The organism is Microbacterium sp. 13-71-7 (genome assembly GCF_002257455.1).
Taxonomy (GTDB): Bacteria; Actinomycetota; Actinomycetes; order Actinomycetales; family Microbacteriaceae; genus Microbacterium.
Genome location: NZ_NCKN01000082.1, coordinates 1 through 15,930 on the forward strand (window position 1 = coordinate 1; position 15,930 = coordinate 15,930).

General features: G+C 72.0%; 13 protein-coding genes. 11 read left to right on the forward strand and 2 right to left on the reverse strand.

Translation table 11 applies throughout. From position 1 onward, the window contains the following. The 4 genes from B7X32_RS09770 to B7X32_RS09785 form a co-directional block, all read left to right on the forward strand. Positions 1-337, forward strand: a 337-nt coding sequence (locus B7X32_RS09770; protein ID WP_292718971.1) for a sigma factor-like helix-turn-helix DNA-binding protein, incomplete at its 5' end; no start/stop codon positions are given. Next, a complete protein-coding gene (gene rsrA / locus B7X32_RS09775; protein WP_045273924.1) occupies positions 334-579 on the forward strand; it encodes a mycothiol system anti-sigma-R factor in 246 nt (81 codons plus the stop codon). The genes B7X32_RS09770 and rsrA, both read left to right, overlap by 4 nt. 59 nt (positions 580-638) lie before the next feature. Then, positions 639-1,946 carry a GNAT family N-acetyltransferase gene (locus tag B7X32_RS09780; protein WP_292718976.1) on the forward strand — a complete coding sequence of 436 codons (1,308 nt, stop codon included), beginning with the start codon at positions 639-641 and terminating at the stop codon, positions 1,944-1,946. 28 nt (positions 1,947-1,974) lie between these two features. After that, complete coding sequence (locus B7X32_RS09785) at positions 1,975-3,315, forward strand: amino acid permease (protein WP_292718978.1); 1,341 nt, start codon at positions 1,975-1,977, stop codon at positions 3,313-3,315. 9 nt (positions 3,316-3,324) lie between these two features. Here B7X32_RS09785 and B7X32_RS09790 read toward each other — a convergent pair whose 3' ends face one another. After that, positions 3,325-7,029: a multifunctional oxoglutarate decarboxylase/oxoglutarate dehydrogenase thiamine pyrophosphate-binding subunit/dihydrolipoyllysine-residue succinyltransferase subunit gene (locus B7X32_RS09790; protein ID WP_292718980.1), complete on the reverse strand. Its 3,705-nt coding sequence runs from the start codon at positions 7,027-7,029 to the stop codon at positions 3,325-3,327. Positions 7,030-7,256: 227 nt separating this feature from the next. On the opposite strand from B7X32_RS09790, the gene B7X32_RS09795 reads away from it, so the two are divergent. From B7X32_RS09795 to B7X32_RS09805, 3 genes are all read left to right on the forward strand, one after another. After that, positions 7,257-8,720 (forward strand): GuaB1 family IMP dehydrogenase-related protein, encoded by a 1,464-nt coding sequence (locus tag B7X32_RS09795; protein WP_292718982.1) that lies wholly within the window; start codon positions 7,257-7,259, stop codon positions 8,718-8,720. A 137-nt stretch (positions 8,721-8,857) separates the two neighbouring features. After that, positions 8,858-10,171, forward strand: coding sequence for a hemolysin family protein (locus B7X32_RS09800; protein WP_292718994.1), 1,314 nt, complete (start codon positions 8,858-8,860; stop codon positions 10,169-10,171). Beyond that, positions 10,168-11,229, forward strand: a complete 1,062-nt coding sequence (locus B7X32_RS09805) for a hemolysin family protein (protein ID WP_292718984.1) — start codon at positions 10,168-10,170, stop codon at positions 11,227-11,229. The genes B7X32_RS09800 and B7X32_RS09805 overlap by 4 nt, the downstream gene beginning before the upstream one ends. A gap of 36 nt (positions 11,230-11,265) precedes the next feature. On the opposite strand, the gene B7X32_RS09810 is transcribed toward B7X32_RS09805, so the two are convergent. Beyond that, entirely contained in the window at positions 11,266-12,333 is a 1,068-nt protein-coding gene (locus tag B7X32_RS09810; RefSeq protein WP_292718986.1) for an NADH:flavin oxidoreductase/NADH oxidase, read from the reverse strand. Between the two features lie 107 nt (positions 12,334-12,440). Here B7X32_RS09810 and B7X32_RS09815 point away from each other — a divergent pair, with 107 nt between their 5' ends. The 4 genes from B7X32_RS09815 to B7X32_RS09830 all read left to right on the forward strand — a co-directional run. Then, positions 12,441-13,439 (forward strand): ADP/ATP-dependent (S)-NAD(P)H-hydrate dehydratase, encoded by a 999-nt coding sequence (locus tag B7X32_RS09815; protein ID WP_292718987.1) that lies wholly within the window; start codon positions 12,441-12,443, stop codon positions 13,437-13,439. Beyond that, the gene (locus tag B7X32_RS09820; protein WP_292718989.1) at positions 13,436-14,797 is read left to right on the forward strand and encodes a hypothetical protein; all 1,362 of its coding nucleotides are present in this window, start codon (positions 13,436-13,438) and stop codon (positions 14,795-14,797) included. Before B7X32_RS09815 ends, B7X32_RS09820 begins: the two co-directional genes overlap by 4 nt. Next, on the forward strand, positions 14,797-15,144 hold the full coding sequence (locus tag B7X32_RS09825; RefSeq protein WP_292718991.1) for a thiamine-binding protein: 348 nt from the start codon (positions 14,797-14,799) through the stop codon (positions 15,142-15,144). The genes B7X32_RS09820 and B7X32_RS09825 overlap by 1 nt, the downstream gene beginning before the upstream one ends. 9 nt (positions 15,145-15,153) lie before the next feature. Beyond that, a partial coding sequence (locus B7X32_RS09830; RefSeq protein WP_292718993.1) for an MFS transporter occupies positions 15,154-15,930 on the forward strand: 777 nt, incomplete at its 3' end.

Below are 15,930 nucleotides of genomic sequence, written 5' to 3' on the forward strand. Positions count from 1 at the left end.
GAAGGGCACGATCGACGAGCTGGAGGACTGGCAGCTCGGCGGCGCCGAATCGACCACGGCCTCGCACAGCCGCTCGGCCGAGGCCGAGGCGATCGACCGGATGCCCGCGTCGGTCGTCAAGGAGGCGCTGCAGGCGGTCCCGGAGGACTTCCGACTGGCGGTGTACCTCGCCGACGTCGAGGGCTTCGCCTATCAGGAGATCGCCGACATCATGAAGACCCCCATCGGCACCGTCATGAGCCGCCTGCACCGCGGGCGCCGCATGCTGCGGGAGCTGCTGGCGGACTACGCCGCGGAGCGAGGAATCGCCACGGCCGGCACGAGGAGCACGAAATGACGGACTGCGGATGCGCCAAGGCGCGGCAGGACCTGGAGGAATACCTCCGCAACGAGATGTGCAAGACGGAGCACTCCGACATCCGCGAGCATCTGGACAACTGCCCGTCCTGCGCGGAGGAGGCGCTGGTCGCGACCACGCTGACCGAGGTGGTGTCGCGGGCGTGCAAGGAGACGGCTCCGGAGGAGCTGCGCGACCAGGTCATGGCGCGACTGCGCGCCGTCCAGGCCGCCGTCCACTGACCCGCCGCGCGGCGACCGGTGGCGACCGCGCCGTCGGCGGCCGTGGTTAGGCTGGGGGCATGGCAGACCTCGACGCCCGTGACGTCCCCGTCGATCCGACCTCGCAGGAGCGCCTGAGCGCTTCCGGTCTCGAGTACCGCGTCGTCGACCTGTCGGATCCGGCGCAGCTGCGCGGATTCGCGCGCGCCGACGCACGAGGCTTCCTGGACAAGGAGCCCGACGACGAGACGGTCCGCGCCATGGGCGAGATGATGTCCGGGCGGCGCAACATCGGCGTGTACGCGCCCGGTGTCGACGTGCCGGTCGCGACCGTCGACTCCTGGGTGACGCCGATGACCGTCCCCGGTGCCGCAGGAGCGCACGTCGACATGTGGGCGATCAGCATCGTCACGGTCGCGGCGACGCATCGCCGTCGCGGGATCGCGCGCAACCTCCTTGAGGGGGAGCTCCGGGCCGCGTCCTCGGCCGGCGTCCCGATCGCGGGGCTCACCGCGACCGAGGCGACGATCTACGGGCGCTACGGCTTCGGTCCCGCGATCCCGGTGTCGCGCGTGCGCGTGGACGCACGGCGCGCCGGCGGCGTCGCCCTGCCCGCCGCGGACGCGGCCACGACGGTCGAGTACCTCGAGCCCGATGCGCTGCTGGCGGCGCTCGACGAGGTGCACGAGCGTGCGCGTCTCGACCGGCCGGGCGACATCCCGGGCTGGCCGCTGCGCTGGCGTCGGATGGCAGGGCTCGCGCCGGGGGACGAGAGGGCGCGTGCCGTCCGCGGAGTCAGGGCCGTCGACGCCGAGGGCGCCACCCGCGGCGTGCTGGCGTACACGCTCGACGAGCTCCCCGAGGAGTTCGGCGCCGACCTCGCGATCCGCCACCTCGACGCCGAGACGCCGGAGGCGCTGCGCGCCCTCTGGGCCTTCGCCGTCAACCACGACCTGATCCGCACCGTGCATGCGGACCTCCGTCCGATCGACGATCCGCTGCCCTGGCTCGTCGCGAACCAGCGCGCGGTGCACACCACGGTGCACGACCACGGCTGGCTGCGGATCCTCGACGTGCCGGCCGTGCTCGCCGCGCGCTCGTACCGCGCCCCGCTGGATCTCGTGCTGCGGGTCGCGGATCCGCTCGGCTTCGCCGAGGGATCCTGGCGTCTGCGGGTCGGAGCGGACGGGAGGGGCGTCGTCGAAGGCACGACGGACGCGCCGGACGTCGAGCTCGGCGTCGACGCGCTGTCGTCGCTGTTCCTCGGCGGCGTGAGCGCCCCGACGCTGCGCGCGGCGGGCCGGATCTCGGCCCCGGCGGAGACGGCGGCGGCGATCCAGAACGCCTTCGGCACCGCTGTGGCCCCCGCCCTCACCATCTGGTACTGATGTCGGATGCCCTCGCTACCGTGAGGGCATGACCGCACTCCGCCCCGCCGAGGGATCCGACCCCGCCGATCTCGGGGTGCACGCGCCGTCAGGGCTCGGACTCGCACAGGGCATCGCGCTGTACCTCGCGTCGGTCCTCGGCACGGGGCTCCTCGTGCTCCCGGGGCTCGCGGCGAAGACCGCCGGCCCCGCCAGTCTCATCGCGGTCGGCGTGATCACGCTCCTGGCGGTGCCGCTCGCCGGCGCGTTCGCCGCGCTGGCGGCCCGCCATCCGGACCCGGGCGGCGTCGCCAGCTACGCGCGTCGCGCCCTCGGGCCGACCGCGGCCAGGGCCACCGGATACTGGTTCCTCTTCGGCGTCGCGGCCGGCGGCCCCGTCGTGTCGGTGCTCGGGGCCCGCTACATCGCGACCGCCGTGGGGATCGACGGCGCCGGCGTTCCCTGGCTCGCGCTCGGGTTCCTCGTGGTGCCCTTCGTCGCGAACCTGTTCGGGGTGCGGCTCACCGGCTGGCTGCAACTGGTGCTCACGGGCCTGCTGCTCGCGATCGTCGTCGTGGTGGTCGCGGTCGCGGCGCCCGCGGTGCGGCCGGAGAGCTTCACGCCGTTCCTGCCGCACGGGTGGGGCGGGGTGGGCACCGCGATCGTGATGTTCGTGTGGGCGTTCGCCGGCTGGGAGGTCGGGACGCACATCTCCGGGGAGTTCGCGCGGCCGCGCCGCACGATCCCGCTCGCCACGGCCATCACCCTGGTGCTCGCGGGCGGATGCTATCTCGCGCTGCAGGTCGTGACGGTCGGCGCCCTGGGGGAGCGGGCGGGGCACGGCGACGTGGTCCTGCTCGATCTCGCCGAGGCCGGAGGGGTGCGCGCGGCGCCGACCCTGATCGGCGTGGTGTCGGCGGTGGTCGCGCTCGGGGTGCTCAACGTGTACCTCGCCGCCTTCGGCAAGCTCGGGGCGTCCCTCGCGTCCAACGGGGATCTGCCTCGCTGGTTCGCGAAGGGCGCCGAGTCCGGTGCGGTGCCGCGGCGGGCCCTGATGCTCTCGATGGTGCTCGTGCTGGCTTATTTCGCGGTGTCCTGGGCGACCGGCTTCGACCTGCAGCCGTTCATCCTCATCCACACCGCGAGCATGGTCGCCGTCTACGTGGTCGGCATGATCGCCGCGATCCGGATCCTGCCACGGCGGACGCCGGGGTGGTGGATGGCGGTGATCGCCTCGGTCTGCACCGTCGGACTGCTGCTGCTCGCCGGGGCCGCGCTCGTGGTGCCCGCCGCGGTCGCGGTCATCGCGCTCGCCGTGACCGCGGTGCGACGGGCGCGGGAACGACGACGCGGCGCCCCGGAGAACCGGGACACCGCGTCGATCCGCTGAGCGGACGGCTCAGAGCGTCAGCGCCCGCGAGAGCAGGTCGGCCTGCTCCGCGGCGTGCACCTTCGAGGATCCGGTCGACGGCGCGGCCGATGCGGGACGCGTGATCGGACGGACGACCCGCGGACCGGGGACGGTCTGGAAGTGCAGCGCGAGGAACGGCCAGGCGCCCTGGTTCTCCGGCTCCTCCTGCACCCACACGATCTCCGCGTTCGGGTACGTGTCGGCGACGGTCTTCAGCGCGCGCAGCGGCACGGGGTAGAGCTGCTCGACGCGCACCAGCGCGACCTCGGGGTTCGGGTTCTTCTCGAGCTCCGAGACGAGATCCCAGTGCACCTTGCCGGAGTGGAAGATCACGCGCTTGACCGCATCGCGGTCGAGCTGCCGGGTGTCGTCGATGACCGTCTCGAAGCGGCCCTGCGTGAAGTCCTCCACCGGGCTGGTCGCGCCGCGCAGGCGCAGCATCGCCTTCGGGGTGAACACGATGAGCGGCTTGCGCGGACGTGCGTACGCCTGGCGGCGCAGCAGGTGGAAGTAGCTCGCCGGCGTGGACGGGCGCGCCACCGTCATGTTGTCCTGCGCGCACAGCTGCAGGAAGCGCTCCATGCGGGCCGAGGAGTGGTCCGGTCCCTGGCCCTCGTAGCCGTGCGGCAGCAGCAGCACGACGCTCGACTGCTGGCCCCACTTCTGCTCGGCCGCCGAGATGTACTCGTCGATGACCGACTGGGCGCCGTTCACGAAGTCGCCGAACTGCGCCTCCCAGAGCACGAGCGCCTCGGGACGCTCCACCGAGTAGCCGTACTCGAAGCCGAGGGCGGCGTACTCGCTGAGCAGCGAGTCGTAGACGAAGAAGCGGGCCTGGTTGTCGGAGAGGTTCGCCAGCGGCAGCCACTCCTGGCCGTTCGCGCGGTCGTGCAGGACCGCGTGGCGCTGCACGAACGTGCCGCGGCGCGAGTCCTGACCGGCGAGGCGCACCGGGGTGCCCTCGACGAGCAGCGAGCCGAAGGCGAGCAGCTCGCCGAAGCCCCAGTCGATCGAGCCGTTGCGGCTCATGTCGACGCGCTTGTCCATCGCCTGCTGCAGCTTCGGGTGCACCGTGAAGCCCTCGGGCTTGTTCGCATGCGCGTCGCCGATGAGGTGCACGACCTCGAGCGGCACGCCGGTGACCTCGGGGGAGCCGATCTGGTCGTCCACGGGCGCGAGGTCGGGGGCGATCGGCGTGGCGCCGGTCTCCGCCGCGTGCGTCTCCGCGAAGGCGATCTCCAGGCGGTTCTGGAAGTCGGCCTTGGCCTGGTCGTACTCCTCCTGGGTGATGTCGCCGCGGCCGACGAGGGACTCGGTGTAGAGGCTGCGCACCGACCGCTTCGCCTGGATCAGGTCGGTCATCAGGGGCTGCGTCATCGACGGGTCGTCGCCCTCGTTGTGACCGCGGCGGCGGTAGCAGACGAGGTCGATCACGATGTCGCGGTGGAAGCGCTCGCGGTACTCGAACGCGAGCTGCGCCACGTGCACCACGGCCTCGGGGTCGTCGCCGTTCACGTGCAGGATCGGGGCCTGGATCGTCTTGGCGACATCGGTCGCGTAGACCGAGGTCCGCGAGTCGTTGGGCAGCGTGGTGAAGCCGACCTGGTTGTTCACGACCACGTGGATCGTGCCACCGGTGCGGTAGCCGCGCAGCTGCGACATCTGCAGGGTCTCCACGACGACACCCTGGCCGGCGAACGCCGCATCGCCGTGGACGAGGATCGGCAGCCAGGTGAAGGTGCCGATCGGCTTGCGGTCCTGCTTGGCGCGGGCGATGCCCTCCAGCACGCCGTCGACCGTCTCCAGGTGCGAGGGGTTCGCGGCGAGGAGGATCGGCAGCTCGGCGCCGTCGTCGGCGACGAAGGTGCCCTCCTTGCCGAGGTGGTACTTGACGTCGCCGGATCCGCGCTGGTTGCCCGGCTGCATGGATCCCTCGAACTCGCGGAACACCTGGCCGTACGTCTTGCCCGCGATGTTCGCGAGCACGTTCAGGCGACCGCGGTGCGCCATGCCGATCGCGGCGCCGTCGAGGCCCGCGCCGGCCGCGCCCTGCAGGATCTCGTCCAGCAGCGGGACGAGCGACTCCGCACCCTCGAGCGAGAAGCGCTTCTGACCCACGTACTTGGTCTGCAGGAAGGTCTCGAAGGCCTCGGCCTCGTTGAGCTTGCTGAGCACGCGCAGCTGCTCGTCGTGGCCGGGCTTGACGTACTTGACCTCGACCTTGTCCTGGAACCAGCGGCGCTGATCCGGGTCCTGGATGTGCATGTACTCGATGCCGAGCGTGCGGCAGTAGGAGTCGCGGAGCACACCGAGGATCTCGCGCAGCTTCAGCTGGCGCTGGCCGCCGAAGCCGTTCGTGACGAACTCGCGGTCCAGATCCCAGAAGGTGAGTCCGTGGGTCTCGATCTCGAGGTCGGGGTGCGTGCGCTGCACGTACTCGAGCGGGTCGATGTCGGCCATCAGGTGGCCGCGCACGCGGTAGGAGTTGATGAGCTCCTGCACGCGGGCGGTCTTGTCGATGCGCTCGGCGAGGTCGACCGCGATGTCCTTGTTCCAGCGGATCGGCGCGTAGGGGATCCGGAGGGCGCGGAAGATGCTCTCGTAGAAGCCGCGCTCGCCGATGAGCAGCTCGTGCACCTTCTTCAGGAACTCGCCCGAGCCCGCTCCCTGGATGACGCGGTGGTCATAGGTCGAGGTGAGCGTGATCGTCTTGCCGATGCCGAGCACGTCGAGCGTCTTCTGGCTCGACCCCTGGAACTCGGCCGGGTACTCGAGGGCGCCGGCGCCGATGATGCAGCCCTGGCCCTTCATCAGGCGCGGCACGGAGTGCACGGTGCCGATGCCGCCGGGGTTCGTGAGCGACAGCGTGGTGCCCTGGAAGTCGGCGGCGGTCAGCTTGTTGCCGCGGGCGCGGCTGATGAGGTCCTCGTAGGCCGACAGGTACTCGCTGAAGGTGAGGGATTCCGCGCGCTTGATGCTCGGAACGAGCAGGGCGCGGGTGCCGTCCGGCTTGGGGATGTCGATCGCGATGCCGAGGTTCACGTGCGCGGGGGCGACGACGCTGGGCTTGCCGTCGACCTCGGCGTAGTAGACGTTCTGGCTCGGGAACTCCTTGAGCGCCTGGATCAGCGCCCAGCCGATGAGGTGCGTGAAGCTCACCTTGCCGCCGCGCGTGCGGGACATGTGGTTGTTGATGACGATGCGGTTGTCGATCATCAGCTTCGCGGGCACCGTGCGCACGCTCGTCGCGGTCGGAACGGTGAGCGACACGTCCATGTTGGCGGCGAGCGTCTTCGGCATGCCGCGCAGCGGCGTGACGACGTCCTCGTGCTGCTCGGCGCCGGGCTCCGCGGCGGCGCGGTCCTGCGCCTGGGCGGGGATCGGGGCCTGGCGCGCGGGCTTCGTCGTGGTGCGCGCCACCGGCTGCTGGCCGATCACCGGGATCGGCGCGGTCACCGGATGCGCATCGGCCGCCGTGGCCGGTGCGGCCGACGGTGCGGCTGCGGGGGCGGAGGGGGCGGCGGGAGCCGCCGCGGGCTGGGAGGGATGGTAGTTCTCGAGGACCGGCCACCACTCCTTGTCGACGGAGTTGCGATCGACTTTGAACTGCTCGTACAGCTCGTCGACGAGCCAGGAATTGGCCCCGAACTCTCCATCTCCAGAAGTCCCGACGCCGGTCACCTGGCTCGACACGCTCGATCGCCCTCTTTCATCGCTGAATCTGGTGGGATCCGTCCCCGGTGGTCTCCGGGTATGGCCACTCATCCGGGTGTCAAGCCTAACGTGTCACAGGTGCGGTGCGGGCGTGGATCGCGGCGTATGGCGGGACCTTTCGCCGCCGACCCGTGCGGAGGCCGCTCCCGGCGGTCCGTCGCACGCGATCCCGAGGCGATCCGGGCCGGGACGGCTACCCTGAGAGCATGCAGTTCTCCGGCGAAGGACCCATGGTCGACCTCACCTACTCCGACGTGTTCCTGGTGCCGCGACACTCGGACGTGACGAGCCGCCTCCAGGTCGATCTCGCGCCGCAGGACGGCACCCCCGCGACCGTTCCGCTCGTGTCCTCGAACATGAACTCGGTGACCGGTCCTCGACTCGCCGCGACCCTCGCGCGCCGCGGCGGCATCGGCGTGCTGCCGCAGGACATGCCGCTGCAGGAGCTGGACGAGGCGATCCGCTGGGTCAAGCGCCAGCCGGTGTCCTGGGACACCCCGCTCGTACTCTCGCCGCTGGCCACCGTGGAGGACGCGCTCCGGCTGCTGCCCGCCACCGACGGTCACGGCATCGTGGTCGCCGATGCGCCGGGCGGTCCGGACGGCCTGCACGCCGACGCGATCCACGGAATCCTGCCCGCGGTCCGCCTCGCGACCGCGCTGCGCGATGCGCAGCTGGGCGACCTGGTCCGTGCGGACTCCCCGTCGCTCGACGCGGAGGACGTCGCCGACCCGCGCGCGGCGTTCGACGCGATCACCGCCGTGGAGGCCGAGATGGTGTGCGTGCTCCAGCACGGGCACCTGGTCGGCACGCAGACCGCGCGCGGCGCGCTGCGCTCCACGCTGTACCGCCCCGCGGTCGACGCCTCCGGCCGCCTCGCGGTGGCGGCGGCGGTCGGGATCAACGGCGATGTCGCCGCCAAGGCCAAGGCGCTCGCCGCGGCCGGCGTGGACGTGCTGGTGGTCGACACCGCGCACGGTCACCAGGAGGGCATGCTCCGGGCGCTGCGGACGGTGTCGGCGCTCGAGCTCGGCATCCCGATCGTGGCGGGCAACATCGTCACGGCCGACGGCGTGCGCGATCTCGTCGAGGCCGGGGCGTCGATCCTCAAGGTCGGCGTCGGACCGGGCGCGATGTGCACCACCCGCATGATGACCGCGGTCGGACGTCCGCAGTTCTCCGCCGTGCTGGAGACCGCTCAGGCCGCGGCCGAGCTCGGCGCGCACGTCTGGGCGGACGGGGGAGTGCGCTACCCGCGCGACGTCGCGCTCGCGCTCGCCGCGGGCGCCGCGTCGGTCATGGTCGGATCCTGGTTCGCCGGCACGATCGAGGCGCCGGGCGAGCTGCAGATCGACGCCGACGGGCGGCTCTACAAGGAGTCCTGGGGCATGGCCTCGACGAAGGCGGTGCAGGCGCGCTTCGGACGTCTCGACGCCTACGAGCGCGCACGCAAGGAGCTCTTCGCCGAGGGCATCTCGTCCTCGAAGATCTACCTGGATCCGCTCCGCCCCGGCGTCGAGGACCTGCTCGACATGATCACCTCCGGCGTGCGCTCCTCGTTCACCTACGCCGGCGCCTCGTCCGTGCCGGAGTTCCACGAGCGCGCGCTGGTCGGTCTGCAGTCTGCGGCCGGCTACGAAGAGGGCAAGGCGCTGCCGGTCAGCTGGTGAACGCGTCGGCGATCCGGCATCCATTCAGCTTCGCTCCCGCTGCGGGACAGTAGAATCGTGCGCACCATGGACGACCCTCCCTCGTGTAGTACATCGCCCCACTGCCCGCTCTCCGCTTCGTCGGAGGTGACACCGTGATGGATTACATCTGGTTGGGCGTGGGGCTTCTGCTCATCGTGGGGACGGGACTGTTCGTCGCCAGCGAGTTCGCACTAGTCAACCTCGACCGCGCCGATCTGGAGGCGCGGCGGGATCGCGGCGAGAGCCGCCTCGGCATGACCATCGCCGCGCTCAAGATCACCTCGACGCATCTGTCGTCGGCGCAGCTCGGCATCACGCTCACCACGCTGCTCACCGGTTTCACCATGGAGCCGGCGCTGTCGAATCTGCTCCGCCCGGTGCTGAGCTCCTGGGGGATCCCCGAGGCCGTCACGGTCACGATCGCCGTGATCGTCGCCATGACGGTCGCCACGATGCTCTCGATGATCCTCGGCGAGCTCGTGCCGAAGAACTTCGCGATGGCGCTCCCCGTGGCCACGGCGAAGGTCGTCATCCCGTTCCAGACCGCGTTCACGATGGTGTTCCGTCCCATCGTCTCGCTCCTCAACGGCAGCGCCAACGGCGTGCTGCGCGCGATGGGCATCGAGCCCAAGGAGGAGCTCAGCGGCGCCCGCTCGGCGGAGGAGCTGAGCTCTCTCGTGCGCCGTTCCGCGAGCGCGGGCCTGCTCGAGGAGGACACCGCGACGCTGCTGGATCGCAGCCTCGGCTTCGCGCGGCTGACCGCGGCCGACGTGATGACCCCGCGGCCCAGCATGCATGCGATCGCGGCGGCGGATTCCGCCGACGACGTGATCGGCCTCGCCCGACGCACCGGCCACAGCCGCTTCCCGGTGTTCGACGAGGATCTCGACGACATCACCGGCGTCGTGCACCTGAAGGCGGCCGTCTCGGTGCCACGCGACCGCCGCACCGACGTACCGGTGGGTGCGCTCGCCTCCGAGCCGCTGCGCGTGCCGGAGACCGTGCACCTGGACGCGCTCGTCGCCGAACTGCGCGGCGGCGGGTACCAGCTCGCGATCGTCGTGGACGAGTACGGCGGCACCGCCGGGATCGTCACCCTCGAGGACCTCGTGGAGGAGATCGTCGGCGAGGTGTCCGATGAGCACGATCGCAGCAGGGCGGGGGTCGTGAAGAGCCGCGACGGGATCACCTTCCCCGCGGAACTGCGCCCGGACGAGCTGCGCGCGAGCACCGGCATCGAGGTGCCGGAGGGCGACGTGTACGACACGGTCGGCGGCTACGTGATGAGCGTGCTGGAGCGCCTGCCCAAGGCGGGGGACGAGGTGCCCGTGCCGGGAGGCATCCTGCACGTCGTGCGCATGCAGGGCCGCAGAGTGGATCGGATCCGCTTCACGCCCGACGCTGCCGCCGAGGAAGGGGGCGGACGATGAGCGACTGGGCCGGAATCGCATGGCTGTTCGTGCTGCTCGCCTTCAACGCGTTCTTCGTCGCGGCCGAGTTCGCGGTGATCTCCGCGCGCCGCTCGCAGATCGAGCCCCTCGCCGAGCGCGGATCCCGTTCCGCGCGCACCGCGCTGTACGCGATGGAGCACGCCACGCTCATGCTGGCGACCTCGCAGCTGGGCATCACCGTGTGCTCGCTGCTGATCCTGAACGTCTCGGAGCCCGCGATGCACCACCTGCTCGCCGCGCCCCTGGGCGCGCTCGGGCTGGCGGAGGGCGCGGTCGACGCGATCGCGTTCATCATCACCCTGGTCATCGTGTCGTTCCTGCACGTGGTCTTCGGCGAGATGGTGCCCAAGAACCTCGCGTTCTCGGTGCCCGACCGGGCCGTGCTGATCCTCGCGACGCCTCTGGTGTGGATCTCGAAGCTCTTCTATCCGGTGATCCGCGGCCTGAACGCCACGGCCAACGGCGTGGTGCGGCTGTTCCGCGTCGAGCCGAAGGACGAGGCCGCCTCGACGTTCACGCTCGACGAGGTCGCCACGATCGTGGACCAGTCCCGGCGCGAGGGCGTGCTCGCCGACTCCGCCGGTACCGTCAGCGCGGTGGTGGAGTTCACCGACAAGGACGCGCGGGACGTGGCGGTCCCGCTCGCCGGCCTGGTGACGCTGCCGCTCGGCGCGACCCCGGACGACGTGGAGCGCGCCGTCGCCAAGCACGGCTTCTCGCGCTACGTCATGGTCGACCCCGAGGGCGTGCCCGTGGGCTACGTGCACCTGAAGGATGTGATCCGCTCGGCGGAGGGGCCGGATGCGGCCGTCCGCGCGGCCGCGCCGATCCCTGCGAAGCGGATCCACCAGATGGTCCCGATGCAGGAGGACACAGACCTCGAGGACGCGCTCGCGATCATGCGGCGTGCGGGACGTCACCTCGCGCAGGTGCGCGACGCGGCGGGCCGGACGACGGCGATCCTGTTCCTGGAGGACATCATCGAGGAGCTCGTCGGCGAGGTGCGCGACATCACCCGGCGCGGCTTCGGCCGCTGATCCGGCGACCCCCGATGGCCGACGACCCCGTGGTGCTCAGCGCCAGCGGGCGCGCAGGTACTGGTCGGGCCAGGCGATCTCGTGGCCGAGCTCGTGCGCGGCGCGCAGGCCGAAGTGCGGATCGCGCAGCCACTCCCGCCCGGCGAAGATCGCGTCCGCGGCGCCGTCGGCGAGCACGCCCTCGGCCTGTGCTCCGCTGGTGAGCAGGCCCACGGCGGAGGAGGGGATGCGGCCGCCCTGGCGCACGGCCGCGGCGAGCGGCACCTGATAGCCCGGATGCACCTCGATGCGCTGGTGGGCGACGAGTCCGCCGCTCGAGACGTCGATGAGGTCGGCGCCGTGCGCGACGGCCCAGTCCGCGACCGTGGCGGCCTCGTCCGGCGTGAACCCGCCCGGGGCGTGGTCGGTGGCCGAGATCCGCACGAACACGGGGACGTCGTCTCCCGCGATCCGGCGCACGGCTGCGGTGACCTCGAGGAGCAGGCGGGCCCTGTTCTCCAGCGATCCGCCGTACGCGTCCTCGCGGTGGTTGCTGAGCGGGGAGAGGAACTGGTGCAGCAGGTAGCCGTGCGCGCCGTGGATCTCCAGCACGTCGAAGCCGGCGTCCAGAGCGCGGCGCGCGGCGGCGGCGAAGGCGGCGATCACGCGGGCGATCCCGGCCTCGTCCAGGGCCTCGGGCGCCGCGAACCCCTCGAACGGGATCGCCGAGGGCGCGACCGTCGTCCAGCCGCCCTCTGCGGCGGGGACGGAGCCGTGCTCCTGCGCCCAGGGCCACCACGTCGACGCCTTGCGTCCGGCGTGGGCGAGCTGCACCCCGATCCGCGCGCCGCGCGCGTGCGCGGCGTCGACGATCGGCGCCCAGGCATCGCGCTGGGCATCGTTCCACAGGCCGGTGTCGCGCGGGCTGATCCGGCCCTCCGCCACGACGGCGGTGGCTTCGGCCACGATCAGTCCTGCGCCGCCCGAGGCGAATTGCGCCAGATGGGTGTGGTGCCACTCCTGCGGCACGCCGTCGACGGCGCTGTACATGCACATGGGGGAGACCCACAGGCGGTTGCGCAGAGTGAGGGAGCGGATGGTCAGCGGGGAGAACAGGAGGCTCACGGGACGACGCTACCCGCCGCGGAGGGGGTGCGGGCGCGCAGGCGCAGGATCCGCCCTGCCGTGTCCGGCGGCGGCGCGCACAGCGTCGGCCCAGTACCGTTGACCCCATGCCTTCTCCGTCCGCCGGCGCACACGACGCGCCGCGCCGCATCGTGTGGACGAGCCGCGACGTCCGTCGCCTGCTGCGCGTGCCGGGCGAACGCGACGACAAGCGCAGCCGCGGTGTCGTGGCGCTGCGCACCGGATCCGACGCGTATCCGGGGGCGGCGGTCCTCGGCGTGGAGGGGGCCTGGCGCGCCGGCTGCGGCTATGTGCGCTACGTCGGCCCCCGGCGCGCCGCGGACCTCGTGCTCGCGCGGCGCCCCGAGACGGTCACGACCGGACCGGAGGCGGATGCGGTCCGCGCCGACGTCTGGGTGATCGGATCCGGCACCGACTCGTCGACCCGCGCCGATTCCGAGACGTCGGCGCTGCGCGCGCTGCTCTCCGGCCCGGCCCCCGTCGTCGTGGATGCGGGCGCGCTGGATCTCCTCCCCGCGGCGGACGCCCCCGTGATCGCGACCCCGCACGCGGGGGAGTTCGTACGACTCCGGGCGTCCCTGGGACTCGCGGAGCTCTCCGCCGACGCGCTGCAGGATCCCTCCGCGCGTGCGGAGGCGGCGCACGAGACCGCCGTCGCGCTGGGCGGCGCCGTGCTGCTCAAGGGCGCCACCACGCTCGTCGCGGACGCCACGGCCGTCATCGCCGTCGGGGCGGGGACGCCCTGGCTCGCGACCGCGGGGACCGGGGATGTGCTGGGCGGCGTGCTGGGCGCGATCGTCGCCGCCGACCGCGCGGCGGGCGGGACGACCTCGCTCGCCGAGCTGGCGGCCACGGCAGCGTGGCTGCACGGCGTCGCCGGGCGGATCGCCTCCCGCACGGGATCGGCGTCCCGCGAAGGCTCGGAAGGCTCAGGGCGTCCGATCGTCGCGCTCGACGTCGCGGACGCCCTGCCGGCGGCGATCGCCGGCGTCATCGCCGCGGACGGGCACGACGTGCACCACGACCCCGGCGCACGCCGCGAACCCGACGAAGACCACGAAGAGACAGAGGAGGGCCGCGCGTGAGCGGTGCCGAGCCGACGGGCGCGACCCGTGCCGAACCGACCAGAGGCGCCGCTCGGCGCACATCCGCGGTCCTGCGCAGAGCAGCGGGCCTGCCGCTCGCCGTGCTGTGGCTGGCCTTCGTCGTCACGCACCTCTACGTCGCGATGATCGGGTGGAGGATGCCCGCGCTGCCGATGGGCGACACGGTCTTCGTCTACGAGCCGTGGGCGCGGAACGCCCTCGGCGGAGGCGCGATCGTGGGCGTCACGGAGAGCTGGGTCTACCCGCAGCTCGCCCTCGTGCCGATGCTCATCGCGCAGGGCCTGTCGCAGCTCATCCATCCGCTGTTCCCCGGGTCCTACGCCGTCGGATCCGCGAGCTACGTCGTCGCCTGGTCGATCCTGGTGACGGTGCTCGATGCGATCGGCTTCGCGTTCCTGCTGCGCGGCACCCGCGCGCGGCGCAGCAGGATCCGCCGCGGCACCGCCCTGCTCTGGATGGTCGCGCTCGTGCTGCTCGGCCCCATCGCGATGTTCCGGATCGACGCGATCACCGTGCCTCTCGCGATCATCGGCGGGCTGTGGCTGTTCTCCCGCCCGGCGGTCGCGAGCGCGCTGTTCACGATCGGCGCCTGGATCAAGATCTGGCCCGGCGCCCTGTTCGTCGCGGCGCTCGCGCTGCTGCGCGGCCGGATCCGCATGCTCGTCTCGGCCGCGATCGTCACGTTCGTCGTCGTGCTGGGGCTCGTGCTGCTGGGCGGATCCAAGAACCTGCTCGGCTTCCTCAGTCAGATGAGCGGCCGGGGGCTGCAGATCGAGGCGGTCGGCGCGACGCCGCTTCTGTGGCTCACCCAGATCGGCGTGACGCGCATCCAGTACGACCGCCAGATCCTCACCTTCCAGCTCGCCGGCCCCGGCGTCGACATCGTCGCCGCGGTGCTCACCCCGCTCATGGTGCTGGGCGTGCTCGCCGTGGTGGCTCTCGCCCTGTGGAAGCTGCGCGCCGGCGCCTCGGCGCGGCGCCTGCTGCCGGCGACCATGCTGGCCCTCGTGGCGATCCTCATCGCGTGCAACAAGGTGGGCTCGCCGCAGTTCCAGGTGTGGATGCTCGCGCCGCTCGTGCTGTGGTGCCTGTTCGACGGCCCCCGCGTGGGGATCCCCGCGATCCTCGTGCTCGCCGACTACGCCCTCACCCAGGCGGTCTACCCTGTCGTGTACGACCAGCTGCTGGCGGCCGAGGCGCTGCCGATCGCCCTGCTGAGCGCCCGCAACATCCTGGTCGTCGTCATCTGCGTGATCGCGATCCGCGCGATCGTGCGCACCCCGGTGCGCCGCCCCTCGTCCCTCGCCGTCGCACTCCCCGAAACCCGGAGGTCCTGATGCTCGTCGCCTTCTCCGTCGCCCCGTCCGGTTCGCCGCAGGGCGGATCTGCCCCCGATCGCTCCGAGAGCGCCGACGCCTCGGTGCACGACGCCGTCGCCGCCGCCGTGGCGGTGGTCCGCGCCTCCGGGCTCGCGCACCGCACCACGAGCATGTTCACCGAGATCGAGGGTCCCGACTGGGACACCGTCATGGACGTGGTCAAGCGCGCCACCGAGGCCGTGATGCCGTTCGGATCCCGCGTGTCCCTCGTGCTCAAGGCCGACATCCGCCCCGGCTACACGGGCGAGATCGACGGCAAGATCGAGCGCCTCGAGCGGGCGATCGAGGACTCCGGCAGCCTCTAAGCTGGACGGATGAAACCCTCGAGCCTCTCGAGGGGTGCGGCGAAGCGGGCGCTCCTCTCCCTCGCCATCGGCAGCTTCGGCATCGGCATGACCGAGTTCGTCGCCATGGGCCTGCTCCCGAACATCGCGCAGGACCTGCTGCCGGACCTCTGGGCGCAGAACCCCGACGAGGCGATCGGCCGCGCCGGCATCCTGGTGTCGCTCTACGCCCTGGGCGTCGTGCTCGGCGCACCCACGATCGCGGGTCTCGTCGCCCGCTTCCCGCGCCACAAGGTGATGATCGGGCTCGCGATCGCCCTCACCCTCGGCAACGGCCTCGCCGTAGTGCTGCCCACCTTCGAGACGGTCGGGCTCGCGCGCTTCATCGCGGGGCTCCCGCACGGCGCCTACTTCGGGATCGGCGCGCTCGTCGCCGCCGACGTGCTCGGCCCCGGCAAGCGGGCCAAGGGCGTCGCGTTCATCCTGACCGGCCTCACGATCGCGAACGTGGTCGGCGTGCCGGCGGGCACCTATCTCGGGCAGCACGTCGGCTGGCGCAGCGCGTTCCTGGTCGTCACGATCGTGTTCGCGATCGCCACGGTGTGCATCGCGTTCTTCGTGCCGGAGCACGAGGGGGATCCCGGTCGCACCTTCCGCGCCGAGCTGCGCGTGTTCCGCCGACCCCAGGTGTGGTTCGCGCTCGGCACCGGGGCCATCGGCTTCGGCGGATTCTTCGCCGTCTACAGCTACATCGCGCCCGTCGTCACGGAGCGCGCGGGGGCGCCGGAGTGGATGGTGCCCGTCACG

What these genes read in the sequence shown, in the direction of transcription:
- B7X32_RS09785 (WP_292718978.1), top strand. Translation starts at nt 1,975, where the DNA reads ATGACCGCACTCCGCCCCGCCGAGGGATCCGACCCCGCCGATCTCGGG.
- B7X32_RS09795 (WP_292718982.1), top strand. Translation starts at nt 7,257, where the DNA reads ATGCAGTTCTCCGGCGAAGGACCCATGGTCGACCTCACCTACTCCGAC.
- B7X32_RS09800 (WP_292718994.1), top strand. Translation starts at nt 8,858, where the DNA reads ATGGATTACATCTGGTTGGGCGTGGGGCTTCTGCTCATCGTGGGGACG.
- B7X32_RS09815 (WP_292718987.1), top strand. Translation starts at nt 12,441, where the DNA reads ATGCCTTCTCCGTCCGCCGGCGCACACGACGCGCCGCGCCGCATCGTG.
- B7X32_RS09805 (WP_292718984.1), top strand. Translation starts at nt 10,168, where the DNA reads ATGAGCGACTGGGCCGGAATCGCATGGCTGTTCGTGCTGCTCGCCTTC.
- rsrA (WP_045273924.1), top strand. Translation starts at nt 334, where the DNA reads ATGACGGACTGCGGATGCGCCAAGGCGCGGCAGGACCTGGAGGAATAC.
- B7X32_RS09825 (WP_292718991.1), top strand. Translation starts at nt 14,797, where the DNA reads ATGCTCGTCGCCTTCTCCGTCGCCCCGTCCGGTTCGCCGCAGGGCGGA.
- B7X32_RS09780 (WP_292718976.1), top strand. Translation starts at nt 639, where the DNA reads ATGGCAGACCTCGACGCCCGTGACGTCCCCGTCGATCCGACCTCGCAG.